This window comes from Pseudomonas koreensis (genome assembly GCF_024169245.1).
Classification (GTDB): Bacteria; Pseudomonadota; Gammaproteobacteria; order Pseudomonadales; family Pseudomonadaceae; genus Aquipseudomonas; species Aquipseudomonas koreensis_F.
In genome coordinates this window covers 4,081,569-4,104,463 of sequence record NZ_JALJWP010000001.1, presented here as the reverse complement: position 1 = coordinate 4,104,463, position 22,895 = coordinate 4,081,569, and the positions used below count along the sequence as shown (strand labels likewise).

The window sequence follows — 22,895 nt, the reverse complement described above, 5'->3', positions numbered from 1 at the left end:
GCAAATTCACGTTAGGGACGACTCATGAACAGATCACGATATTTACTGTTTGTCTGGCTGCTGCTAAGCGCTGGCGTCAGCGCCAATATTCCAGGACCAGTGACTGAAGGACTGGTGTTGTGGCTCGACGGCAATGATCCGGCCTCGATGACACTGGAGGGGCAAAACCAGGTCGTGCGCTGGCTGGACAAGTCCGGCAAGGGCAATGAAGTCACCGTCGACAATCGCGCGGCGACGACTTTGCCGACGCGGGTCGACAACGCGCTCAACGGCCATGGCGTGGTGCGTTTCAGCGGCACGGCGGCGTTCATGGGCCAGGCGATTCGCACCACCAAGGGCCCGGTGACAGTGTTCGTCGTCTCGCGGCGCCTGCCCGAGCAGGCCGGCGGCAAAGCCTGGCAGCGACTGTTCAGCTCCCGCCCGCAACTGGCGGACAACGACAACGTCGCGCCGAATTTCGGCATCAGCGTGCAGCAGACCAGCGCCTACGATCCGGCGCTGGCGCTGCTGGAAACCAGTGACGTGCCGATCGGTCCGTTCGCGGTGGCGCGCAACGTGGTGGGTACCTCGGAAATCCTCCGCGGCGACATCGCCGAAGTGCTGGTGTATGACCGTCAATTCAGCAACCAGGACGAACGCCGTAGTGTGTTCGACTACCTGGCGCAAAAATGGGCGGTCGTGGTTCCGCAGCAGGCCGATGCGTGGACCCGGGTTGGCCCGTTAGGCCCGACCCCGGCGCACGTTACGCCAGATCTGCCGTTGTCGGATCAGGCCAACGCCGGCGGCTGGAAGCTCGATACGCGGCTGTCCGACGAATTCAACGGCAGCACCCTCGATGCCCAGCGCTGGCACGTCAACAACGCCACCGGCACCGATTCCCTCGGGCGCAAACCGGCGCTGTTTTTGCCGGAGAACGCCAAGGTCGGCAGCGGCAATCTGAACATCACTTTCCGCAAGCAGACCCTCCCGGAAAAATATGTCGCCATGGGCTACAAGGACTACAGCTCGGCCATGGTGCGCACCAACGAACGCGGAATGTACGGCTATTACGAAGCCCGGGCGAAACCGATGAATTCCGCCGGTTCCAGTGCGTTCTGGCTGGCGTGGACCGGGCTGCCGGACAACGCCACGGAAATCGACATTTTCGAGATCGGCGGCAAAACCCGCAACGAGGCGTTCGACTATCGGTACAACATGAACGCCCATGTCTGGGCCAGACCGCAGAATGATCAACACCTGAGTTCCGGCAGCACATGGATTGCACCGTGGCGGCTGGCCAATACCTTTCATGTCTACGGCTTTGACTGGCAACCCGAGACGTTGCGCTGGTATGTCGACGGCGTGCTGGTGCGAGAGGCGAAGAACACCTATTGGCACTTCCCCATGCAAATCGTCTTCGACAGTGAAGCGATGTGGGACTGGTTCGGCGTGGTCGACGATGCTGACCTGCCGTCGGTATTTCGCATCGATTACGTCAGGGTCTGGACCCGCTCAGCGCAATAGGCCCGCGTTCAACGGTTGTGCACCATCGCCTGCATCTGCCACAGCGTGCGGAACCGTCCCTGACTCTCGCGCAACTCCTGCGGCGTGCCGTCCTGGACGATCTCGCCGTCCTCGAGCACCAGCACCCGGTCGAAGTTGGCGATGGTCGAGAGCCGGTGGGCCACCGCAAGGACTGTCCTGCCACGCATCAGGTTGCTCAATGCACGCTGGATGATCGCTTCGGAATCGGAATCCAGTGCCGAGGTCGCCTCATCCAGAATCAGGATCGGAGCGTCTTTTAAAAACGCCCGCGCCAGACCCAGACGCTGGCGCTGGCCACCGGACAAGGTCACCCCGCGCTCACCGACCGGGGTGTGATAACCCTGCGGCAGCGCTTGGACGAATTCGTCGCAAAACGCCTGGCGCGCGGCTTCGATGATCTGCTGCTCGGTGGCGTACGGCTGGCCATAGCCGATGTTTTCCAGAATGCTGCGATTGAACAGCGTCGGCTCTTGCGGCACCACGGCGATCTGTCGGCGCAAGCTGTCCTGACTGACCGAGCGGATGTCGCGGTCATCGATCAGGATCACCCCGCTGCGCACGTCATCCAGCCGTTGCAGCAAACCGAGCAAGGTCGATTTGCCCGAGCCCGAAGTGCCAGCAATGCCGACGCTTTGCCCGGCGGGAATATCCAGAAAAAAATGCTCGAAGACCTTGCGCCCGTCCGGGTACGCATAGCCGACGTCGAGCATCTTGATGTGCCCGCGCGTCGGTGCCAGTTCCTCCAAGGTGTCGCTGAGTTCGTGGGGCTGGGCGACGATGCCCAGCGTTTCGCTGATGACGCCCATCTGCTGGCTGGTTTCCACCAGGGCCAGCGCCAGTTCGCGCGAACCGTGCAGGATGCGAAAGGTCAACGCGCTGACCATCACCACATCGCCCGCCGTGATCTGCCCCGCTCGCCAGAGCACGATCGCCCAGCCGAGCATGCCCCCCGCCATCACGGTCAGGCAGATGTCGTGCAGCACCCGCGCCTTCTCCATGTACATCCAACTGCTGCGGTGCGAATCGGCCTCGATGCCGATCTCGCGCTCAAGCCGCAGGCGTTCACGTTGGCGGCCGGAGAAGGCCTTAATCGTCCAGACGTTAGAGACCAGATCGACAATCTCGCCACCGACCCGCGCCGACTGCGAAGCAAAAGCAATGTGCCGGCTGCGGCCGCGTACGCCGAACACGGTGATCAGCGCGGCGACCACGATCACGCAGCCGACCAGGGCCAGTGCCATCGCCCCGTGCACCGCCAACAGCAAAGCCACGGCGCCGATGAAATCCACGCACGGCGGCACGATGCGCCAGGTCAGCCCGCCATAGACCTTGTCGGCAGCGGCGCCGATCGCCGAGACGCGATTAGCCAGCGAACCGGAGAAGTGCCGCTTGAAATAGCGCATCGGGTGGCCGGTCAGGTGATGAAACAGGTCCACGCGCAAATCGGCGCAACTGCCGACGATGGTGTGGCAGCCGACCCAGCCGCCGAGGCGCCACAGCAGGTTTTCCATCACGATCAACGCCATGAACAGGCCAAACGCGTGCCACACCTGATCCGCCGCCGACCCGGCGGCCATGGCATCGACCAGCAGTTTCATGCCGTACTGCACCACCACCGCACAGCACGCCGCGCCCATCACCAGTGCGACCATAGCGACGAAGTGCGCCGGGCGAATTCTGATGTAGCGCCATAAGAAGGCAGCGGCTGACGCCGGCAAGGGCTCATCGCGCATCTGCTGGAAGTTCATCTCCCCCGCCCCTCAATATGCCCGCCATTGACCCTGCGCAAACAGGCAGCAACCCGCTCGGGCACCTGCGCCAGCTCGACGTGCAGCGGGTGAAAGGCCGCGCGCTCGCCCTCGCCGTCGGGGTAGCCAAACACGCCGGTGGGGCAATACCGGCCGTTATCCCAGCCCGGATAATCGAGAAACGGATACCAGCAAATCCCCTGCACCGGCACACCACGTTCGAGCGCCAGCAGCGTCTGCTCAAGGATGTAAGCCAGCCACGGCAGGCGTTCTTCATCTTCCGCGCCGGTTTCGGCGATCAGTATTGGCCGCTGATAACGCTGGTGCAGTTCCTTGAGCATGCCTGACAACGGACGAAAATCGCGCTCGCCGCGAAGGATCCGCCGGCCGTGGTAATACCACTGGTTATGCGCATAGAAATTGGCGCCGATGATATCCAGGTAATGCTCCTGCCCGCCCAGGCCGGGCCATTCACGGCCAGTGAGCAGATCCCACGCCTGAAATTGCGACAGCCGATAGGCTTCGGCCGCTTCGATATCGTCGCTGCGCCTGGAGCCGGCGATCACATGGATCAACGGATCGCACTGGACGAACCGAGCATTGGGCGCCTGTTGGCGAATCGCTTCGATCGCAGCGATGCTCGCCCGCACCAGTTGATGCTTGAGTTCCTGCGCGCGCCCGCGGGCGGTCGGGTTGAAGTACGCGACTTCGCCCCCCGCCCAACTCCAGAACGACATCTCGTTGATCGGCGAGTAGAACGGCACGCTGACGCCCTCGTCCATCATCACCTTCGCTGCAGCGGCGGCGAAACGGGCGAAGCGCTCGACGAATGCCGGGCGCCAGAAATCCAGGTCATCCGGATAACCGTAATGGCACAGATCCCAAACCACCTGCACCTGCTGCGCTTGCGCCGCTTTGAGCATCGGCACGAAGCTGCTCCAGTCGTAGCGGCCAGGGCTGCGTTCGATCAGGTGCCAGCGCAGGCCGTCGCGGGCACAACGAATGTTCAACCCGCTCAGTCGCTGGTAATCCTTGTCCACCCAGCGCGCGTGTCCGGTGTCGGCCAGCAGGTCCAGGCGCCGACCATCCTGGCGGCGCTGACTGGAGCATTCGAAACCGGCCATGACGAAGCTGCTGAAGATCGAAGGAGCGCCCGCGCCAGGCTCGGGTTCGTCGCCTTTCGGCTGCGCGGTCATGAAGCATCGATCTCGGTTGCAGCAGTAGTGGGTGCGTTCGCCGCTTGAATATCCCGATACAGAGCCAGCGCCTGCCCCACCACCTGATCCATGTTGTAGTACTTGTAGGTGCCCAGCCGCCCAAGGAACGTGACGTTCGGCGTCTGCTCGGCGAGTGCGCGATAGCGTTTGTACAGTTCGGCATTTTCCGCCCGGGGCACCGGGTAATACGGGTCGCCGTCGTCACATGGATATTCGTAAGTAATGCTGGTGCACGGGTGCGTCTGGCCGGTCAGGTGCTTGTATTCGGTGATGCGCGTGTACGGCACGTCCGGGTGCGGATAATTCACCACCGCTACCGGTTGATAGTGCTCCTGCTCGAGGGTTTGGTGCTCGAAGCGCAAGGACCGGTACGGCAAGCGGCCCAACTGGAAATCGAAGTATTCGTCGATCGGACCGCAGTAGATCAGATGCGCGTACTTCACCTCGTCGCGCACAGCCTTGAAATCCGTACTGAGCAACAGATCGATGTTGGGGTGATCGAGCATGCGTTCGAACATTTGCGTGTAACCGGCCGTGGGCATGATCTGGAAGGTGTCGGCGAAATAGCGGTCGTCTTCGCTGGTCCGCGTCGGAATGCGCGAGGTCACCGATTTATCCAGCTGCGAGGGATCCAGCCCCCATTGCTTGCGCGTGTAGCCGCGGAAGAATTTCTCGTAGAGTTCACGGCCGATCTGATTGACCACCACGTCTTCAGAGGTGCGAATCGACGCCACCGGTTCGGCGCGTTCGGCAAGGAACACCTCGGCGTCCTCGGAGGACATCGACAATCCATATAGCGTGTTCAGGGTGGTCAGATTGATCGGAATCGGCACCAGCTGGCCATCGACCTGGGCGAGGACTCGATGCTCGTAAGGTCGCCATTCAGTGAAGCGCGACAGGTAGTCGACAATGCGCTGGGCGTTGGTGTGAAAGATGTGCGGGCCATAACGATGCACCAGCACCCCGGCGGCGTCGTGGTGATCGTAGGCATTGCCAGCGATGTGCGGGCGCCGGTCGATCAGCAGGACTCGGCGCCCAAGGCCTTCGGCCAGACGCTCGGCGATGACACTGCCGGCAAACCCGGCGCCGACGATCAGGTAGTCGTAGGACTGGCAGGACTTTGCCGCCTCGAGGCTTATCGTAGGCATTCGATCTGCTCCTGCATGAAGCCACTGGTGTTATCCCACGACATGCCGGCGATGGCGGCATCGGCGCACTGCAGAAATTCCGGCGTGCGTTTGAGTGGCAAAGCTTTTTCGATCGCCTCGACAAAAGCCTCGGCAGTGTCGGCAATGAACACCGCACCACTCTGGCCGTAGCCGCTGACCACGTCGTGAATCGGCGTCGAGACCACCGGGCAGCCACCGGCCAGATATTCCGGGGTTTTGGTCGGGCTGATGTAGCGCGTGGACGCATTGAGGGCGAACGGCATCAGCGCCACGTCCCAGCCAGCGAGGTAGTCCGGCAGCTCGGCGTATTGCTTGCCACCCAGATAATGAATGTTCGGCCGTTGCGGCAGCGTCTGCGGATCAATCTTCACCACCGGCCCGATCAGCACGATCTGCCAGTCAGGGCGCATCGTCGCCACGCGCTCGATCAGTTCGATATCGAAGCGTTCGTCGATCACACCGAAGAAGCCCAGACGCGGCCGCGCTATCGCGGCCTGATCCGGCGGTTTCGGCAATGCCTGCCGCGCCGCCGCAAAATGGGCGATGTCGACGCTGCTCGGCACCGGATAGGCATTGCCGTGCTGGCGCTGCTTGACCTCCCACAGGCTGTAGCCACCGGTGAACACCACGTCGGCGCGGGCCAGCAGTTGCCGTTCCATGTCGAGCAATTGCGCGGGCGCGCCCATGAAGGCGGACAGTTCATCCATGCAGTCATAGACGGTGACCCGCGCGTCGAGGTGCTCGGTAAACAGCAAGCTCATCGGCGTGAGGTACCACAGCAGCAGATCGCCCTGAACGTGGCCGGCGAGGTGCTCATCGAGCAATTGCCTCTGCGCCTGTTCAATTGCCTCGCCGCCCATGCCGATCGGCAACTGTGGCACCGCGACTTCTATCCCCGCCGCCGGATTCGAGAGTTCCAGTCTGGGCGTGGCGTCTTCTATAAATACCGGCTCTTCGAAAAACACCACGTCGTAGTGTTTCGCCAGTCTCGACATCACGTGCTGCGGCCGCTGATAGACAAAGCCCCAACGCAAATGCGAGAGGCACACCAGCGTGGGCCGCACCTGGAGGGATGTTTCGAGAGCATTCTGCGCACTCGCCAGTGCGAGCGCCTCGGGTTGTTCTGCAAGGTTCATGGCCAATTCCTCATCAAGGAAAACAAGTCGACACAGTGCCGAGCCACCGGGCCGTCTCACTTGTCGGCACTGCAAGTGCAGGGCATTTCTCGATGAGGCCGTAAGGCTCTTGAAAGTTGGAATAGCGGCGTTCACACGTCGTTCAGCCCAACCTTGAGCGCAGCCGATGAACTGCACATACCGGCCGGCAAACGAAGTTGAACTCGCCGGACAATCCATCCCCTACCGTTCAGGAAAACATGGTTTTGCCGCCGCGCAGGCGCCTCGAAACCATGCACAAAGCCATCGGCCGATGGCAGCACTTGTGAGGGCGGGCGCATGATCTTGATTACCGGTGGTGCGGGATACATTGGTGCGCACGTCGCACTGCAATGGCTGGGCAACGGCGAGGACATATTGATCCTCGACAACTTGTGCAACAGTCAGCGCGCAGCGATCGAGCGCATCAGTGCCCTGGCCGGAAAACGGCCGGAGTTCATTCAGGGCGATGTGCGCAATCGACGACTGCTCGATAACCTTTTCCGCGATTACCCCATCGATGCCGTGGTGCATTGCGCCGGGTTGAAAGCCGTCGGTGAAAGCGTGCGTGAACCCCTGCGCTATTTCGACACCAATGTCGGCGGCAGCCTGACCTTGTGCCAGGCCATGGCTCAGGCCGGGGTGTTCCACCTGTTGTTCAGTTCATCGGCCACTGTTTACGGCGACTGCGCCACCCTGCCGATCAACGAAAACTGCGCCACCGGCCAGCCGACCAATCCCTACGGCATGTCGAAACTGATGTCGGAAAACATCATGAAGAGTGTCGCCAGCTCCGATCCGCGCTGGTCGATCGGCCTGCTGCGCTATTTCAATCCGATCGGTGCGCATCCTTCCGGCCTGCTCGGCGAGGCGCCCACCAGCACGCCAAACAACTTGCTGCCCTACTTGCTGGAAGTCGCCAGTGGGCAGCGGGCGCAGCTGTCAGTGTTCGGCAACGATTACCCGACTCCGGACGGCACCGGCATTCGCGATTATCTGCACGTGGTCGACCTCGCGCTCGGGCATGTGTGCGCACTCGATGCCCTGCGCGATCGCCATGGCATGAGCATCTGGAACCTCGGTACCGGGCGCGGCTATTCGGTGCTTGAGGTGGTCAGCGCTTTCGAACAGGTCACTGGTATCAAGATTCCGTTGCGCATTGAAGCGCGGCGTCCGGGCGACATCGCACGCTGCTGGGCGGACCCGCAAAAAGCCCTCGAAGAATTGGGCTGGCAGGCGAGCCGTTCACTGCCGTGCATGCTCGCCGATGCCTGGCGCTGGCAATGCAATCAGCGCGGGCTGGTTGACGTGCGCCAGGCCAATTGAACGTTGCGCACGGTCATTCATTGTCGTGGCCGTGCGCGTCCGCACACGTCAATCGTCCCGACTCGCCGCCGGCGATTCGTTCTGCCTGATCGATACCGCGCTTGAGCGCGTCTTCGACTTCCCACTCGACGCCGGGCAATTTCCTGATGCGCTCGTATGCACATTCGCCGGTCGCGGTGTAGACACTGATGAACATTTCCACGTCGCCGTCATCAGCCTCGCGCGCCCTGACTTCGATGTGGCAACCGTTTTCGACTTCTTCCGTGTGGCATTTTTCTGGTTTCTGCGTTGCCTTCCATTTGTTGTAGATCTCACCGCGTATGAACATGTCGTACTCCTGGACTCAACTTGCTCTTTTCAAAAACCCACCCTCCCGCGCAAAGATCAGCGGTTTGCCGAGAGGCATTTTCAGCATAGCTCGCTGATCTGCGCGCGCCGTTTCGCTAGTTCAACCGTTCGTCAGCTTGCGAAATATTCTGTAAAACCATCGCCCGAATGCTCATTCAAAAAGTTCGAGGCCCAGGCGAGCACAAGTACAACTCGTTATTCAGCCGAAGGTGATAAGCCGGTACAGAAACAGTGATTTCTGTCCTTGACCAAGTGTTGCCCGAACAAACAGGGATCGATATACGAACAGGGGGATGTATGAAGCGAATCATCAGCCATTGCCTGGTCTGGCTCGCTGGCAGCGTTGTGCTCGCCGGTTGCAATCTGGTGGTGTTCAACCCCAAGGGTGACGTCGCCCGTGATGAGCGCGACCTGATCATCCTCGCCACCGGCCTGATGCTCCTGGTGGTCATCCCGGTCATCGTCATGACCTTCCTCTTCGCTTACCGCTACCGCGCCACCAACAAGAAAGCACGCTATTCGCCGCGCTGGGCCAGTTCGCACAAGATCGAGGCCGTGGTCTGGGGCGTGCCGTTCCTGATCATCTGCGTGCTGGGCTGGGTAACCTGGGAAACCACCCACGCCCTGGACCCGTATCGACCGCTGGATTCGGATGTGCCCCCCCTCAATGTGCAAGTGGTGGCGACGGACTGGAAATGGCTGTTCATCTATCCCGACCTCGGCATCGCCTCGGTCAATGAACTGGCGATCCCGGTGAACACGCCGGTGAGCTTTACCGTCACCTCCGACGCGGCGATGACTTCGTTCTTTATTCCAGCCCTCGGTGGGCAGATATATGCCATGGCCGGCATGCAGACCAAGTTGCATTTGATCGCCAATGAGATCGGCCAGTATCGCGGCATCGCCGCCAACTATAACGGCCACGGTTTTTCCGACATGCACTTCAGCACCCTGGCCCTGAATGGCGCGGACTACGAAGCCTGGGTCAACAAAGTCAAATCTGCACCGCGCCAACTTGATCAGTCCAGTTACGCAGAGTTGGCCAAGCCCTCTGTCGCGCACAAGATCACTTATTACTCGGCAGTGCAGGAGCGACTGTTTCTCGACATCGTCGACAAGTACGAAGGCATGAACAAGGCACCGCGCAAGAAGGAAACGCAGGTGCAACGCAACGACGACGATGCGCGCGTCAATCAACAACCGAGTCTGCTGGCCGAGGAGCGTTGAATCATGTTCGGGAAACTTTCATGGGACGCGGTGCCCTTCGACGAACCCATCGTCATGTACACCCTGGCCGTCGTCGGCCTGATGGGTTTTGCCCTGGTCGGCACCATCACCTGGAAACGCAAATGGGGTTACATCTGGCGCGAGTGGTTCACCTCGGTCGATCACAAGAAAATCGGCTGCATGTACATCATCGTCGCGCTGGTGATGCTGCTGCGCGGCTTCTCCGATGCGATCATGATGCGTACCCAACAGGCGATGGCATCCAGTGGCGGGCCGGGCTATCTGCCGCCGGAACATTACGACCAGATCTTTACCGCTCACGGCGTGATCATGATTTTCTTCATGGCCATGCCGTTCGTGGTCGGCCTGATGAACATCGTCGTGCCGCTGCAGATCGGCGCACGGGATGTGGCTTATCCGTTTCTCAATGCGCTGAGCTTCTGGCTGTTCGTCGTGGGTGCGGCGCTGGTGAATATCTCCCTCGGCGTCGGTGAATTCGCCCGCACCGGTTGGGTCGCCTACCCGCCCCTGTCCGAACTCGGCTACAGCCCCGGCGTCGGGGTGGATTACTACATCTGGTCATTACAGATATCCGGCATAGGGACGTTATTAACGGGGGTCAACTTCTTCGTGACCATCCTTAAGATGCGTACCGAGGGCATGACCCTGTTCAAGATGCCGGTGTTCACCTGGAACGCACTGTGCACCTCGATCCTCATTCTTGCTGCGTTCCCGATTCTGACCGCGACCTTGCTGATGCTGACCCTCGATCGTTATCTGGGCATGCATTTCTTCACCAACGAGGCCGGCGGCAACCCGATGATGTACGTCAACCTGATCTGGGCCTGGGGCCATCCGGAGGTGTACATCCTGATCCTGCCGGCGTTCGGGATCTTCTCGGAAATCGCCGCGACCTTCAGCAGCAAGCGGCTGTTCGGCTACGTCTCGCTGGTGTGGGCGACGATCGCGATCACCATCCTCTCGTTCATCGTCTGGCTGCACCACTTCTTCACCATGGGCGCCGGGGCCAACGTCAATGCGTTCTTCGGCATCATGACGATGATCATTGCGGTGCCGACCGGGGTGAAAATCTTCACCTGGCTTTTCACCATGTATCGCGGCCGCGTGCGCTTTGAAACGCCAATGCTGTGGACGCTGGGCTTTATCGTCACGTTCAGTATCGGCGGCATGACCGGCGTGTTACTGGCGGTGCCCGGGGCCGACTTTCTGCTGCACAACAGTTTGTTCCTGATCGCCCACTTCCATAATGTGATCATCGGTGGCGCGGTGTTCGGCTACATGGCCGGGCTGACCTACTGGTTCCCGAAAGCCTTCGGCTTCCGCCTCAACGACCGCCTCGGGCGCATCTCGTTCTGGTGCTGGCTGGTGGGTTTCTACTTCGCGTTCATGCCGTCCTACGTGCTCGGTTTCATGGGCATGACTCGCCGCCTCAACCATTTCGACAACCCGGCGTGGCAGCCGTGGCTGCTGCTGGAGCTGGTCGGCGTCGGCATCATTCTCTGCGGTGTGGCGACGCAGCTGATGCAGCTCTACGTGAGCATCCGCAACCGCGCCAAATACCGCGACCTTACCGGCGACCCTTGGGATGGCCGCACGCTGGAATGGGCCACGGCCTCGCCGCCGCCGTTCTACAACTTCGCCGAGCAACCGAAAGTCAACGATCTCGACGCCTACTGGGGCATGAAGGAGCGTGGCGTCAGCACCCTCAGCCACACCGACTATCGCGCCATTCACATGCCGCGCAATACGTCCGCTGGCCTGGTGATCAGTGTCTTCGCGCTGATCTGCAGCTTCGCCCTGGTCTGGCATATCTGGTGGCTGGCGATCTTCGGTCTGGTCGCCTCGGTGGTGGCGATGGTGGTGCGCAGCTACGACGAAGACATCGACTATTTCGTCCCGGCGCAGGAAGTTGCGCGGATTGAAAAAGCGCGTCTCAAAGATCTGGCGGAGGCTTGAACATGTCCAACATCGTTCTGGATAAAGACATCGCGCACAGCCATGAACATGGCCACGAAGACGCGGGCTCGATGCGCATTTTCGGTTTCTGGATCTACCTGATGACCGACTGCATCCTGTTCGCCACGCTGTTCGCCGGCTATGCCGTATTGCGCGACAGCGTGGCTGGCGGGCCTTCGACCGTCGACATTTTCGAACTGCCCTACGTCCTCGCCGAAACCGCGTTGCTGCTGCTCAGCAGTATCACTTATGGCTACGCGATGCTGGCGATGAACCGCAATGACAAAGCCCATGTGCTGCGCTGGCTCGGCGTAACCTTCGTCCTGGGTTGCGGCTTCATCGCCATGGAGATCAATGAATTCCATCATCTGATCGAAGAAGGCTACGGGCCGGATCGCAGCGGTTTTCTCACCGCGTTCTTCACCCTGGTCGGCACCCACGGCGCCCACGTGCTCAGCGGTCTGGTGTGGATGGCGGTGTTGATGGCGCAGATCAGCGGCCGAGGCCTGACCAACACCAACACCACGCGACTGAGTTGCCTGAGCCTGTTCTGGCACTTCCTCGACGTGGTGTGGATTTGTGTGTTTACCGTGGTTTATCTGCTGGGGGTGGTGTGACATGTATAACCAGAGCCCGATTCATAGCAGTGCCGGCACCAGCCATGGCACCAGTCGTTCGTACATGGTCGGTTTCATCATTTCGGTGATCCTGACGGTGATTCCCTTTGGCCTGGTCATGTACCCGACCCTGCCACGCAGCGTCACCGCCTGGGTGGTGGTCGCACTCGGTGTGGTGCAGGTGTTTGCCCACCTCAAATACTTCCTGCACCTGGATACCGCCAAGGAGCAGCGCTGGAACCTCAGGGCGCTGATCTTTTCGGTGGTGATCATTCTTCTGCTGGTCGGGCTTTCGTTATGGATCATGGACAGCATCCACCACAACATGCTGGCGCACTGAAGCACTGGCGGCTGTCGCTGAATGTGGGGCTGGAACTGACCAAGCCCGGCATCATCGTCGGCAACCTGGCTTCGGTGTTCGGTGGCTATCTGCTTGCTGCGGGCGGGCGTCCGGTTTCCCTGGCGCACCTGTTGGCCGCCCTGCTCGGCACCGCACTGGTCATCGCTTGCGGTTGCGTGATCAACAACTGCGTCGACCGCGATATCGACCGGCGCATGGTGCGCACCTGTCACCGGGCGCTGGCCGTTCGCGCCGTGTCGTTGCCCAGTGCATTCTGCTACGCGATGGCTCTCGGCGTGCTCGGCTTCGCTTCGTTGTGGGCCGGCACCACGCCATTGGCTTGCGCGATGGCGGCAGTCGGTCTGATCGTTTATGCAGGCATTTATACCTGCCTGATGAAACGCCGTTCGCATTGGGGCACCTTGGTCGGCAGCCTGTCCGGGGCCATGCCGCCGGTGGTCGGGTATTGCGCGGTGACCGCCAGTTTTGACGCCACGGCGCTGATGCTGATCGTGGTGTTCTGCTGCTGGCAGATGCCCCACTCCCACGCCATCACCGTCATGCGCCACGAAGACTTCCGTGCCGCCGGGCTGCCAACCTTGTCGCTCAGCCAGGCCCGGCGCGAGATCAACCTCTACATGGTCGCGTTCCTGCTCAGCGCAGCGATTCTGGGCTGGGTTGCCGACGTCAATGTTTCCTATCCGCTGGTAGTGCTCGGACTGGGTGGGTATTGGTTTTATCTGGCCTTGCGTTCTGTGCCAGAGGCTAACGCGAAGCCGTGGGCGCGGCGCTTGTTCAGCGTATCGATCGTGCTGATTCTGGCGCTGAATCTTTCCTTGTCGCTGAACGCGGTATTGCCAGCGCTCTACCGCTCATCGGGCGTTGCCGAAAACCATCAAACGCAGGCGCATGACGGGTATCAGAATCGGTAACGACTTGGTTAACAGACAACCTGGAGGTCGCTCATGGCTAATGATCCTTCCACCACCGATTGCGCATGCCCGGGCTGTACCTGCAAGTGCAGCGCCGATGCTGCATGCGAGCGCGACGGCAAACACTATTGCAGCCAGGCTTGCGCGGACCTGCACCCGAAGGGCCAACCCTGCCCCTCCTCTGCCTGCCCTTGCGAGCAGAACCTGGGAGTCGATGAGCGCAATGTCAGTGATTCGAAACTGGATCAGGCGGTCGAGGAAACCTTCCCAGCCAGTGATCCGATTTCACCGTGAGTCTCAATCGACGCAGCCTCAATCTGGTCGCGGCAGCGTTCGCCCTGACGGCTTTGTCCTATGGCCTGGCGCGCTTCGCTTACGGACTGCTGTTGCCACAGATCCGTGAGGATCTGGCGCTCAGCGTGTCCGCTGCCGGCTGGATCGGTGGCAGCGCTTTTGCCGCTTACTGTGTGGGCATCGTTGCGACGTTTGTCTGCAACGGCAAGGTCAGTCCGCGCGGGTTGACGGTGATGGCCGGCGCGGCGGCAACGCTGGGGATGGGCCTGGTGGTTATCGCTTCGTCGGGATTGGCGTTGGGCTGCGGCGTGGCGCTGGCGGGATTGAGCACGGGTCTGACCTCGCCACCACTGGCGAGCGCAGTGGCGGCGCGTCTGGATGATGCGGATCGTCCGCGAGCGAATGGCTTTATCAATGCCGGGACGGCGGTCGGTATCGTTTTTTCCGGCCTGGCCGCGATCGGGGCCGCGGGGCAATGGCGCGAGCTGTATGCGCTGTTTGCCTTGATCGGCATCGGCGTCACGCTCTGGCTGTGGTTTGCCGTACCGCGCCGGGTTCAGCATGAGACCACGCAGAGTTTTTCTCTGCTCATGCTGCGTCGGCCCGGGGTGCTGCCGTTGTGCGCCAGCGCGTTCCTGATGGGCCTGGCGAGCACAGCGGTCTGGACATTCAGTGCCGATATCCTGCGCAGCCAGGCCGGTTTCAGCGATCAGTCGATTGCATGGGCCTGGATCGTGTTGGGCGCGGCGGGGATCAGTGGCTGCATGACCGGCGTGCTCACGGGCCGCTTTGGCGTGGCACGCATGCAGCATCTGGCGCTGGCCGGCATTGTCCTCGGCACGTTGGGCCTCGCTGCCGCTTCTGTTTCAGCCGGGTCGGGCCTTGCAGCGATGTGCCTGTTTGGCGCGGCGTATATCGTTTCGTCAGGTGTTTATCTGCTGCAAGGCATCAACCTGTTGCCGGATCGCCCGGACCTGGGACTGGGCGTACCGTTTCTGCTGTTGGCACTCGGTCAGACCGCCGGCACGCCGATTTTCGGCGCGGTGCTGGAGGCTGCTGGCGTGACCGTTGCCTTGTGTGTTTTTGCGGCGGCCGCGTGCGTCGCCATGCTGCTGAGCCCGAGAGGTGGTGAAAGTCCGCGCCAGCAAATGTGCGGATCAGGAATGGCCTGAGGCTTGGAGCGCCAATGATTTTTATCGTCAGGAGTAGAAACCATGGCCGTAAATATCAGCAATCTCACCCTCTCCACCCCGGTTCCCGTCTCGGCAACCAACCCCGTGGCACTGGAGCTCAACGGCGCCGAGGCCATTGCGCAATTCCCCAGTATCGTCACGGTGCTGCCGGACGGCTCGCTGCAACTGTCCGCGCCGACCAAAGGCGCCTCAAGCAAAAGCACCCACCGCACCCGCTGCGAATGGAAGGAATCGTTCTATTGGTCGCTCGCCAGTGCGGCTGACCACCTCAACTATCAGGAAATGCCCGTGACCAAGGTCAACTCTGCGCAGAAAGTCGTTATCTCGCAGATGCATGTGAAAAACGACGACAGCCCGGCCATCAAGGTGTTCTGGCAAAAAGGCAACATCACTATGGGCTTCCGCCAGAGCTTCAACCAGCCGACCCCGGTCAACACCACGGTTCTCAAAGGCGTGCCGCTGGGCGCGAAGTTCAAGCTGACCCTTCGCGCCAACGCTGCCGGCGTGGCCCGAGTTACCGTCGACTACAACGGCGTTGTCGGCACCTCGGGTGATTTGCAGCTCGACTCGACCTGGAACTCGCAGGTGTTCAATTTCCACGGCGGGGTCTACAACCAGATCGACTACACCGACGCCACGTCGCCCGAGGATGGCTCGATCTGCATCATCAGTGATCTGTTGATTTCGCATACCTAGGGGCGCAAACGCACAGGGGCCTGCGCAGCTTTCGCTGGCAGGCCCTCGTGTAACTCCAAACGCCAATTACGACGCGTCGATCCAGATGGTTTTCAGTTCAGTGTATTGATCGTGCGCCCAGATCGACTTGTCGCGGCCGCCGAACCCCGATTCCTTGTAACCGCCGAACGGTGTCGAGGCATCGCCCTCGCCGAAGCAGTTGACCGTGACGATCCCGGCGCGAATGCCGCGTGACAGCTTCAGCGCGTTGCGCAGGTTGCCGGTGTACGCCGAAGCGGCCAGGCCATAGGCAGTGTCGTTGGCCAGGGCGATGGCTTCGTCGACTGTCTGGAAGGTCGTGACGCTCAGCACCGGGCCGAAGATTTCCTCCTGGAACAGGCGACTGTCGCGGCTGACGCCATCGACGATGGTCGGCTCGACGAAGATATCGTTGCGAGTCTGGCCACCCACCAGCACGTTGAGGTTTTCATCTCTGGCAAGATCAAGATACGAGCGCACCTTGTCGAAATGCGCCTTGCTGATCATCGAACCCAAGCGGTTCTCCGGGTCAAGCGGATCGCCCATTTTCCAGTCGCCGAGATGCGCCTGAACGCGCTGCAAGAGTTCGTCCTTGACGTCGGCATGGACGATCAGTCGCGATGAGGCCGAGCAGTTTTCGCCCATGTTCCAGAACGCGCCATTGACCACATGCTGGGCGACGACGTCGATGTCTTCGACATCATTCATCACCACCGCCGGGTTCTTGCCGCCGCACTCCAGCACGATGCGCTTGAGGTTGGATTCGCTGGAGTATTTGAGAAACAGCCGGCCGGTATCGGTCGAACCGGTGAAGCTGACCATTGCCACGTCGGGGTGCCGACCCAATGGCTCGCCCGCCTCTTTACCACCGCCGGGCACGACGTTGAACACGCCGGCGGGAATCCCCGCCTGATGCGCCAGTTCGGCAACGCGCAAGGTGCTCAGGGTGGTTTCCTTGGCCGGTTTGACCACGATCGAACAGCCTGCGGCCAGCGACGGGCCGATTTTCCAGGCGAGCATCAGCAGCGGGAAATTCCACGGCAGCACCAGACCGACCACGCCGATCGGCTCACGCACGACCATGGTCACCGCGCCGGAACCGACCGGCGCCGTGGCGTCGTAGATCTTGTCGATCAGCTCGGCGTGCCAGCGCAAGGTATGGATGGTCTCCGGCACGTCGATGCTCTGGCACTCGCGGATCGGCTTGCCGCTGTCGAGACTCTCCAGCACCGCCAGTTCATGGGCGTTGTCCTCCAGCAACTGGACAAAGCGCAGCAACACCGACTTGCGCGCCGAGGGTGCGAGTGACTGCCAGCGGCCGTCATCAAACGCTGCTTTCGCTGCGGCGACGGCCTGATCGATATCTTCGGCATCACACGCGGCAATCTCGGTCAGTACCTGTTCGGTGGCCGGATTGCTCGTGGTGAAGGTCTTGCCGGATTTTGCCGGGGTAAAGCGACCATCGATAAAAGCCTGATGGCGAAACTCAAGCTGCGCCGCCAGTTCACGGTATTGCTCTTTACTCAGCAGGTCTGCCATTTCAAGCCTCCTCGACGATGCGCGCGACGTTCTTCTGCAGGGTTTCAATCACGCTTTTCAGTTGCTCTTTCTCGGCAGGCTCAAGCGCTTGCAGCGGCGCGCGAACACCGCCGGCACGCAGGCCGCTGAGTTCGCTGCCATGCTTGATCGACTGGACGAACTTGCCACTTTCGAGGACATCCATCAGCGGCAACATCGCCGACATGATGCGCCGGCCCTTGTCGAAGTTCTTCTGCAGTACGCAGGCTTCGTACAGCGCAATGTGTTCACGCGGGATGAAGTTGGAACCGGCGCATACCCAGCTGCGTGCGCCCCAGGCAAAGAACTCCAGCGCCTGATCATCCCAGCCGCAGGACAATTGGATATCGGGATGCGAGTGAGCCAGACGATGCAGGCGGCTGGTTTCGCCCGAGCTTTCCTTGATCGCGGCGATGTTCTTGCAGTCGGCAATGGCGGCGAAGAACTCGTCGCCCATCGCCACGCCCATCCGCGACGGATAGTTGTAAAGCATGATCGGCAGACCGGCGGCCTTGTCCACGGCGAGCACGTGGGCGGCGATCTCCTTCTGGGTCGGCAAGGCATAGGGCGGTGAGCCGACCAGGATCGCGTCTGCTTGCAATGCCTTGGCCTGCTCGGCGAAGTACACCGAATCCTCGGTACGGATGCCGCCGGTACCGACCACCAGTGGCAGGCGCCCGCGAATCACCTCTTTTGCGCGCCGGGCCACAGCGACCCGCTCTTCTGCGGTGTGCGCGTAATACTCGCCGGTCGACCCGCCGATCACGATGCCGTGCACCCCGGACTCGATCAGGTATTCGATCACCTCGGAGAACGCCGCATAGTCGATCTGGCCATCGGCGGACAACGGGGTAATGGCCGGGGTAAAGATTCCATCAAAGTTCATCGCGTTTTCTCCAGGGTTCAATGTTCAGGATTGCGGGTTTGAGGTCATTCAGCTTTCTCTGCCGGCGCGGTACTGCCCCCACTTGAGGTTCATGTTCACCCCGAGCGAGAGGAACGGTTCGGGCGGGTTGCTGTTGGGGCCGGGTGTCTGCAGGAGGAAATCGATCAGCCCGTCGCGCTGTCCGGCCAGCCAGTCGGCCAGCAACTTGCCGGTGACGGTGCCGCGGGTGACGCCGAGGCCGTTGCAGCCCAGCGCGCCATAGACGTTCGGCGCGAGCTCACCGAAGAAGCCGTTGTGATTGCGCGACATCGCCAGCGCGCCGCCCCAGGTGTAGTCGAACGTGACGTCGGGCAGCATCGGGAAACGCTGGTCGAACGAGGCCTTGTGCCGACGCACGAAACGCTCGTTGTATTTTCGGTTGCTGCGGCCATCCGGGTTGAAGGTGAAACTGTTGCGGATCAGCAGGCGGTTGTCCGGCGTGCGCCGCACCGTGGTGCCGAACGGGTCTGCCGGAATGGCGCCCCAGAACGGTTTGCCACCCAGGCGCGCCTGCTCTTCCTCGGTCAGCGGCCGGGTGATGCTGGCGTAGGTGTAGATCGGCAACATGCGGCCCTGCAGGAAACCAAACCGCATGCCGAACGAGTTGTTCGCCAGAATCAGTTTGTCGGCCGTGATGCTGCCATGGGCATGTCTGAGCACGGTCTTCGCGCCGTACTCCACTTCGAGAATCGGCGTGCGCTCATACAGCGTGACATTGGCCGGCAGATTGTCGGCCAGGCCTTTGACCAGCCCGGAGGGCTGCAGCAACACCGCGCCCGGCGTAAACAACGCCTTGCGATAGAAATGCGTACCGAGATGTTCCGGCAACTCATCGGCGTCGATCATCTGAAATGGCTGGTCGAGCTTTTCCAGACCGCGGCGATAAGCATCGAGCACGGCGATACCGCGATTCTCCACGGCTGCCTGATACTTGCCGCACGCCTTCATCTGGCAGTCGATGCGGTATTGATCGACCAGATCGCGGAGGATCGATTGGCCGGCCAGATTGAGTTTCAGACTGGTCCGGGCCAGTGCGATGTCACCGATGTAATCATCGGCGCCAATATCGTGCGGCAGATCAATGGCAAAACCGGCATTGCGTCCCGAGGGACCCAATCCCACTTCCTGGGCTTCGACCAGTACCACTTCGTCGTCAGGAAAATTCAACGCCAGTTGCCGCGCGCAGGCGAGTCCGGTGAAGCCGGCGCCGATGATCACCCACCGCGCCGAACGCTGCCCACGGTGCGCTGGCTCGGGGCTGCGCGGTTTGCTCAGATGAAACCAGCCACAACTGTCATCATCGGCGGGTAATGAACTGACTTTCATAGTGTTGAACCGTTAATCGTTGAAGTTGCAAAACGCACGCGGCACAAAGCGAACGCACGCAGTGGCGTTGATCCGGAACTTTCAAAAAACATTTCTGGCGCAAACAGCAGGTTCGCGCGGCTGATTCAGTAGTTGGCGGCTACGGCATAGCGCCCGTTGCTGGCGGGGTCACTGGCGTAGTAGTAATCCCTGAACGTCATCGGCGGTAAGCCGAACAGATCCTTGAAGCGCTTGTAGAAGTGCGGATAACTGACAAATCCGGTCGCCAGTGCCACATCGGTCATCGAGCGATCACTTTGCACAATCAGTTGCCGCGCCCGGGTCAGGCGCAACTCCAGGTAATAGCGATTGGGCGCGGCATTCAGATAGCGCGCGAACCGCCGCTCCAGTTGCCGGCGCGACACCCCGACGTGGCTGGCGATGGCATCGATTTCCATCGGCTCCTCGATGTTGTTTTCCATCAGGTCGATGGCGATGTTCAGCGGCTTGGGAATCGCTGCTGGCCGAACTCTGTCGGCAGGCACCGCAGGCTTGCTCTGGGCCGGCTGATGAACCCGTCTGATTTCATCCACCAGCGTCGCATCGTTGCGCGAACCCAATTCCTGCATGATCGCCAGGGTCATATCCAGAGCCGAGTGAGCGTTGGCGCAAGTGGCTCGGCGCTGAGCGAAGATGAACTCACGGCTGGACGCTTTCAACTGCGGGAAGTACTCGCCGATCAGACCGCAACTGTCGCTGTGACAGGCGAACTCCTCGGCGCCGAGCAACCCTGCATCAGCCAGATGGAACGCCGCATTCCAGCATCCGGCAACGATGCCCTTGCCGGCGCTTTTCTTCAGCACCCGGCGCAGCAGCGGATGCGCTGCCAGCCTGACGCGCTGACCGCCAATCACAAACAGCGCATCGTGGTTGAAGCCTTCTGCAACCAGTCGCTGCGACGACACCGGCACGCCGACATCGCTTTCGACCGGTCCGCCCTGAAGCGACCAGGTCGAGATCCTGTACTGCGTTTCGCCGCAAATCAGGTTGCCAGTGGCCAGCGCATCCATTGCCGTGGACAGCGTCGTCAGGGAGAAGTGGTCCAGCAATACAAAGGCCACTCGCACCACGCGCACTTGCCCGGACACCTGCGCGGATTGGCGAAAACTGATGTTTTGCTGCTTCAACGGACTCTGAAAGGTTTCCATCTTCGCTCACTCACTCGCCGTTCACAGACACCTGCGACCGCAACGTTGGCGACGGGCACAGCCGCCGCCAGTGCGCTCGAACCGATTACTTCGCCGCCGCGCGTGCGTCGCTCAACCAACCGTCATAAGCCTGCTGATTGGCCTTGATCCATTCCGCGGCGTGGCGCTTGATGTCGGCGAGGGATTTTTCACCCTTCTGCATGCGCAGGTTCTGCTCGCTTTCCGCGCTGGGAGGGATGCTGACCTCGGAGAGGAATTTGCGCGCCACCGGGTTCTTCTCGGCGAACTCCTTGTTCATCACGGCATTGATCGTGTCCACCGGGAAACCGAGGTTCTTGCCGTCGTGGAAGGTGTCTTTGCTTTCCTTGCCATCCGGCAGCGAGGTGAACGGCACTGGCAGCCAGACCACATCGCGCCCTTCCACCAGCACGCCGGCAATCCACTGCGGCACCCAAGTGAAGAACAACACCGGTTTACCCTGCTGATAGCGCGCGATGGTGTCGGCCATCAGAGCAAAGTACGAGCCGCGGTTATCCACCACGGTCGGACCGAGACCGTAGGCTTTCATGTGATGCTCAATCATGATTTCGCAGCCCCAGCCCGGGTTGCAGCCGGTCAGGTCGGCCTTGCCATCGCCGTTGCTGTCGAACAGTTTGGCGATCTCCGGTTTCTTCAGATCGGCGAGGTCCTTGATCTGGTAGGCGTCAGCGGTCTTCTTGTCGATCATGTAGCCCTGCAGCACACCTTTCATGACCTGCCCGACTTTTACCATCACATCGTCGCCGCCGGCCTTTTCATAAAACGCCTGGTGCAGGTTTTCCCATTCGTGCACGGTGAAATCCGCATCGCCGTAGGACAGCGCAAGGAACATCGCCGGATAATCGACTTCTTTCGGCGCTTTGACGTCGTAGCCCAATTCCTTGAGTCCGGCGAGCACCACCTCACCGCGAAAACGCTCTTCGGCGATGCTCGGGAAAATCGGCGTGATCGACACACCGGCGCCTGGTTTGTTGGTGTCTGCCGCGTGAACCGCTGAGCACAGCAATGTAGCGAACAGCGAAGCCATCAGGCTTTTCTTGAGAGTTGTCAATTTCATGTTTCACCACGCTTGAAAGTGTTGATGGGTGAGCAGGCAAACTCAATTGGTCACGGGACGTGCAACGGTCTTCTTTTTCTTCAGTTTCATCAGCAGCCCCAGCGGGCCGCTTTCATACCAGCGCTGACCGGTGGCCAGGTCACTGCTGCGTTCACCCATGGCCTGGGTCAATCGGTCGAGGAACACCGCCAGCAACACCAGCCCGGCGCCGCCGACACTGGCCAGGCCCATGTCGAGGCGACCGATGCCGCTCAACACCATCAAGCCGAGACCGCCCACCGAGATCATCGAGGCGACCACCACCATCGACAGCGACAACATCAGCGTCTGGTTGAGGCCGGCCATCATCGTTGGCGCCGCCAGCGGCAATTGCACCTTCAGCAGCATTTGCGTGGCCGTGCAGCCGAAGGCCCTCGCCGCTTCGACTTTGTCGGCGGGCACCTGGCGGATGCCAAGATTGGTCAGGCGCACCAGTGGCGCGACCGAGAAGATGATGGTGACGATCACCCCGGGGACGTTGCCGATGCCGAAGAGCATCACCACCGGCACCAGATAGACGAACGCCGGCAGCGTCTGCATGGCGTCGAGCACCGGGCGGATGATCATTTCCGTGCGATCACTGCGCGCGCAGAGAATGCCCAGCGGGATGCCGATGACCGCGCAGAACAACAGCGAGGTCAGCACAAGAGCCAGAGTGACCATGGCGTCATTCCACACGCCGATCAGGCCGAGGCCGGTGAGCGTGGCGACGCTGAAAAGAGCGATGCGTTTGCCGCCGATCTGCCAACTGATCAGCCCGGCAATGATGATGAACACCGTGGGCGGCACCGACAGCAGGCTCCACTGCACGCCGTCGAGAACCTGGTCGACCGGCCAGCGAATCGAGCGGAATACTTCGCGAAAGTTACCGACCAGGTATTTGAGCGCGGTTTCGACCCACGAACCGAAGGGAATATTGATGCTCTGGAAAGGATCCAGAATATTGAAATCTGACATGGTGCTACCTCGCCCGCAGAAACTGCTT

Annotated in this window: 21 protein-coding genes; 10 read left to right on the top strand and 11 right to left on the bottom strand. The window is 61.0% G+C overall.

The genetic code is table 11. The annotated features are described in order from the left end of the window. Positions 1-24 precede the first annotated feature (24 nt). On the top strand, positions 25-1,503 hold the full coding sequence (locus J2Y90_RS18230; RefSeq protein WP_253501410.1) for a family 16 glycosylhydrolase: 1,479 nt from the start codon (positions 25-27) through the stop codon (positions 1,501-1,503). An 8-nt stretch (positions 1,504-1,511) separates the two neighbouring features. Here J2Y90_RS18230 and J2Y90_RS18225 read toward each other — a convergent pair whose 3' ends face one another. Genes J2Y90_RS18225 through J2Y90_RS18210 form a run of 4 tightly spaced genes read right to left on the bottom strand, consistent with a single transcriptional unit; the run spans position 1,512 to position 6,794 of the window. After that, complete coding sequence (locus tag J2Y90_RS18225) at positions 1,512-3,272, bottom strand: ABC transporter ATP-binding protein (RefSeq protein ID WP_253501407.1); 1,761 nt, start codon at positions 3,270-3,272, stop codon at positions 1,512-1,514. After that, a complete protein-coding gene (locus tag J2Y90_RS18220; protein ID WP_253501404.1) occupies positions 3,269-4,468 on the bottom strand; it encodes a beta-glucosidase in 1,200 nt (399 codons plus the stop codon). Before J2Y90_RS18220 ends, J2Y90_RS18225 begins: the two co-directional genes overlap by 4 nt. Continuing rightward, a complete protein-coding gene (gene glf, locus J2Y90_RS18215; RefSeq protein ID WP_253501401.1) occupies positions 4,465-5,637 on the bottom strand; it encodes a UDP-galactopyranose mutase in 1,173 nt (390 codons plus the stop codon). The genes J2Y90_RS18220 and glf overlap by 4 nt, the downstream gene beginning before the upstream one ends. Further along, a complete protein-coding gene (locus J2Y90_RS18210) occupies positions 5,625-6,794 on the bottom strand; it encodes a glycosyltransferase family 1 protein (protein WP_253501398.1) in 1,170 nt (389 codons plus the stop codon). Before J2Y90_RS18210 ends, glf begins: the two co-directional genes overlap by 13 nt. Positions 6,795-7,112: 318 nt before the next feature. Between J2Y90_RS18210 and galE the strand changes: the two genes are divergently transcribed. Then, a complete protein-coding gene (gene galE, locus J2Y90_RS18205) occupies positions 7,113-8,138 on the top strand; it encodes a UDP-glucose 4-epimerase GalE (protein WP_253501395.1) in 1,026 nt (341 codons plus the stop codon). Between the two features lie 13 nt (positions 8,139-8,151). Here galE and J2Y90_RS18200 read toward each other — a convergent pair whose 3' ends face one another. Further along, complete coding sequence (locus tag J2Y90_RS18200; RefSeq protein WP_253501391.1) at positions 8,152-8,466, bottom strand: hypothetical protein; 315 nt, start codon at positions 8,464-8,466, stop codon at positions 8,152-8,154. A gap of 317 nt (positions 8,467-8,783) precedes the next feature. Between J2Y90_RS18200 and cyoA the strand changes: the two genes are divergently transcribed. The 8 genes from cyoA to J2Y90_RS18160 are packed head-to-tail and all read left to right on the top strand — an operon-like array spanning position 8,784 to position 15,762. Then, positions 8,784-9,713, top strand: coding sequence for a ubiquinol oxidase subunit II (gene cyoA, locus J2Y90_RS18195; RefSeq protein WP_253501388.1), 930 nt, complete (start codon positions 8,784-8,786; stop codon positions 9,711-9,713). A 3-nt stretch (positions 9,714-9,716) separates the two neighbouring features. Continuing rightward, positions 9,717-11,690, top strand: coding sequence for a cytochrome o ubiquinol oxidase subunit I (gene cyoB / locus J2Y90_RS18190; RefSeq protein ID WP_253501385.1), 1,974 nt, complete (start codon positions 9,717-9,719; stop codon positions 11,688-11,690). Between the two features lie 2 nt (positions 11,691-11,692). After that, entirely contained in the window at positions 11,693-12,307 is a 615-nt protein-coding gene (locus J2Y90_RS18185; RefSeq protein ID WP_253501382.1) for a cytochrome o ubiquinol oxidase subunit III, read from the top strand. Position 12,308: 1 nt separating this feature from the next. Beyond that, complete coding sequence (cyoD, locus tag J2Y90_RS18180; protein WP_016774550.1) at positions 12,309-12,647, top strand: cytochrome o ubiquinol oxidase subunit IV; 339 nt, start codon at positions 12,309-12,311, stop codon at positions 12,645-12,647. Continuing rightward, positions 12,605-13,579, top strand: a complete 975-nt coding sequence (cyoE, locus tag J2Y90_RS18175; RefSeq protein WP_253501379.1) for a heme o synthase — start codon at positions 12,605-12,607, stop codon at positions 13,577-13,579. Before cyoD ends, cyoE begins: the two co-directional genes overlap by 43 nt. Positions 13,580-13,612: 33 nt before the next feature. Then, positions 13,613-13,873 carry a metallothionein gene (locus J2Y90_RS18170; RefSeq protein ID WP_253501376.1) on the top strand — a complete coding sequence of 87 codons (261 nt, stop codon included), beginning with the start codon at positions 13,613-13,615 and terminating at the stop codon, positions 13,871-13,873. Continuing rightward, positions 13,870-15,045 carry an MFS transporter gene (locus J2Y90_RS18165; protein ID WP_253501373.1) on the top strand — a complete coding sequence of 392 codons (1,176 nt, stop codon included), beginning with the start codon at positions 13,870-13,872 and terminating at the stop codon, positions 15,043-15,045. The genes J2Y90_RS18170 and J2Y90_RS18165 overlap by 4 nt, the downstream gene beginning before the upstream one ends. Before the next feature lie 42 nt (positions 15,046-15,087). Continuing rightward, positions 15,088-15,762 carry a polysaccharide lyase family 7 protein gene (locus J2Y90_RS18160; protein ID WP_253501370.1) on the top strand — a complete coding sequence of 225 codons (675 nt, stop codon included), beginning with the start codon at positions 15,088-15,090 and terminating at the stop codon, positions 15,760-15,762. A 66-nt stretch (positions 15,763-15,828) separates the two neighbouring features. On the opposite strand, the gene J2Y90_RS18155 is transcribed toward J2Y90_RS18160, so the two are convergent. From J2Y90_RS18155 to proW, 6 genes are all read right to left on the bottom strand, one after another. Then, a complete protein-coding gene (locus J2Y90_RS18155; RefSeq protein WP_253501367.1) occupies positions 15,829-17,319 on the bottom strand; it encodes an aldehyde dehydrogenase in 1,491 nt (496 codons plus the stop codon). Position 17,320: 1 nt separating this feature from the next. Continuing rightward, positions 17,321-18,223, bottom strand: coding sequence for a dihydrodipicolinate synthase family protein (locus tag J2Y90_RS18150; protein WP_253501364.1), 903 nt, complete (start codon positions 18,221-18,223; stop codon positions 17,321-17,323). 48 nt (positions 18,224-18,271) lie between these two features. Beyond that, on the bottom strand, positions 18,272-19,588 hold the full coding sequence (locus J2Y90_RS18145; RefSeq protein WP_042610388.1) for an NAD(P)/FAD-dependent oxidoreductase: 1,317 nt from the start codon (positions 19,586-19,588) through the stop codon (positions 18,272-18,274). A gap of 125 nt (positions 19,589-19,713) precedes the next feature. Beyond that, positions 19,714-20,775: a GlxA family transcriptional regulator gene (locus J2Y90_RS18140; protein WP_253501361.1), complete on the bottom strand. Its 1,062-nt coding sequence runs from the start codon at positions 20,773-20,775 to the stop codon at positions 19,714-19,716. Positions 20,776-20,860: 85 nt separating this feature from the next. Then, positions 20,861-21,871 (bottom strand): glycine betaine/L-proline ABC transporter substrate-binding protein ProX, encoded by a 1,011-nt coding sequence (gene proX, locus J2Y90_RS18135; RefSeq protein WP_253501358.1) that lies wholly within the window; start codon positions 21,869-21,871, stop codon positions 20,861-20,863. Between the two features lie 42 nt (positions 21,872-21,913). Continuing rightward, a complete protein-coding gene (gene proW, locus J2Y90_RS18130; RefSeq protein ID WP_253501355.1) occupies positions 21,914-22,867 on the bottom strand; it encodes a glycine betaine/L-proline ABC transporter permease ProW in 954 nt (317 codons plus the stop codon). Positions 22,868-22,895 lie beyond the last annotated feature (28 nt).

Coding starts and splice junctions, on each gene's coding strand:
- J2Y90_RS18230 (WP_253501410.1), top strand. CDS start 25: ATGAACAGATCACGATATTTACTGTTTGTCTGGCTGCTGCTAAGCGCT.
- J2Y90_RS18225 (WP_253501407.1), bottom strand. CDS start 3,272: ATGAACTTCCAGCAGATGCGCGATGAGCCCTTGCCGGCGTCAGCCGCT.
- J2Y90_RS18220 (WP_253501404.1), bottom strand. CDS start 4,468: ATGACCGCGCAGCCGAAAGGCGACGAACCCGAGCCTGGCGCGGGCGCT.
- glf (WP_253501401.1), bottom strand. CDS start 5,637: ATGCCTACGATAAGCCTCGAGGCGGCAAAGTCCTGCCAGTCCTACGAC.
- J2Y90_RS18210 (WP_253501398.1), bottom strand. CDS start 6,794: ATGAACCTTGCAGAACAACCCGAGGCGCTCGCACTGGCGAGTGCGCAG.
- galE (WP_253501395.1), top strand. CDS start 7,113: ATGATCTTGATTACCGGTGGTGCGGGATACATTGGTGCGCACGTCGCA.
- J2Y90_RS18200 (WP_253501391.1), bottom strand. CDS start 8,466: ATGTTCATACGCGGTGAGATCTACAACAAATGGAAGGCAACGCAGAAA.
- cyoA (WP_253501388.1), top strand. CDS start 8,784: ATGAAGCGAATCATCAGCCATTGCCTGGTCTGGCTCGCTGGCAGCGTT.
- cyoB (WP_253501385.1), top strand. CDS start 9,717: ATGTTCGGGAAACTTTCATGGGACGCGGTGCCCTTCGACGAACCCATC.
- J2Y90_RS18185 (WP_253501382.1), top strand. CDS start 11,693: ATGTCCAACATCGTTCTGGATAAAGACATCGCGCACAGCCATGAACAT.
- cyoD (WP_016774550.1), top strand. CDS start 12,309: ATGTATAACCAGAGCCCGATTCATAGCAGTGCCGGCACCAGCCATGGC.
- cyoE (WP_253501379.1), top strand. CDS start 12,605: ATGGATCATGGACAGCATCCACCACAACATGCTGGCGCACTGAAGCAC.
- J2Y90_RS18170 (WP_253501376.1), top strand. CDS start 13,613: ATGGCTAATGATCCTTCCACCACCGATTGCGCATGCCCGGGCTGTACC.
- J2Y90_RS18160 (WP_253501370.1), top strand. CDS start 15,088: ATGGCCGTAAATATCAGCAATCTCACCCTCTCCACCCCGGTTCCCGTC.
- J2Y90_RS18155 (WP_253501367.1), bottom strand. CDS start 17,319: ATGGCAGACCTGCTGAGTAAAGAGCAATACCGTGAACTGGCGGCGCAG.
- J2Y90_RS18150 (WP_253501364.1), bottom strand. CDS start 18,223: ATGAACTTTGATGGAATCTTTACCCCGGCCATTACCCCGTTGTCCGCC.
- J2Y90_RS18145 (WP_042610388.1), bottom strand. CDS start 19,588: ATGAAAGTCAGTTCATTACCCGCCGATGATGACAGTTGTGGCTGGTTT.
- J2Y90_RS18140 (WP_253501361.1), bottom strand. CDS start 20,775: ATGGAAACCTTTCAGAGTCCGTTGAAGCAGCAAAACATCAGTTTTCGC.
- proX (WP_253501358.1), bottom strand. CDS start 21,871: ATGAAATTGACAACTCTCAAGAAAAGCCTGATGGCTTCGCTGTTCGCT.
- proW (WP_253501355.1), bottom strand. CDS start 22,867: ATGTCAGATTTCAATATTCTGGATCCTTTCCAGAGCATCAATATTCCC.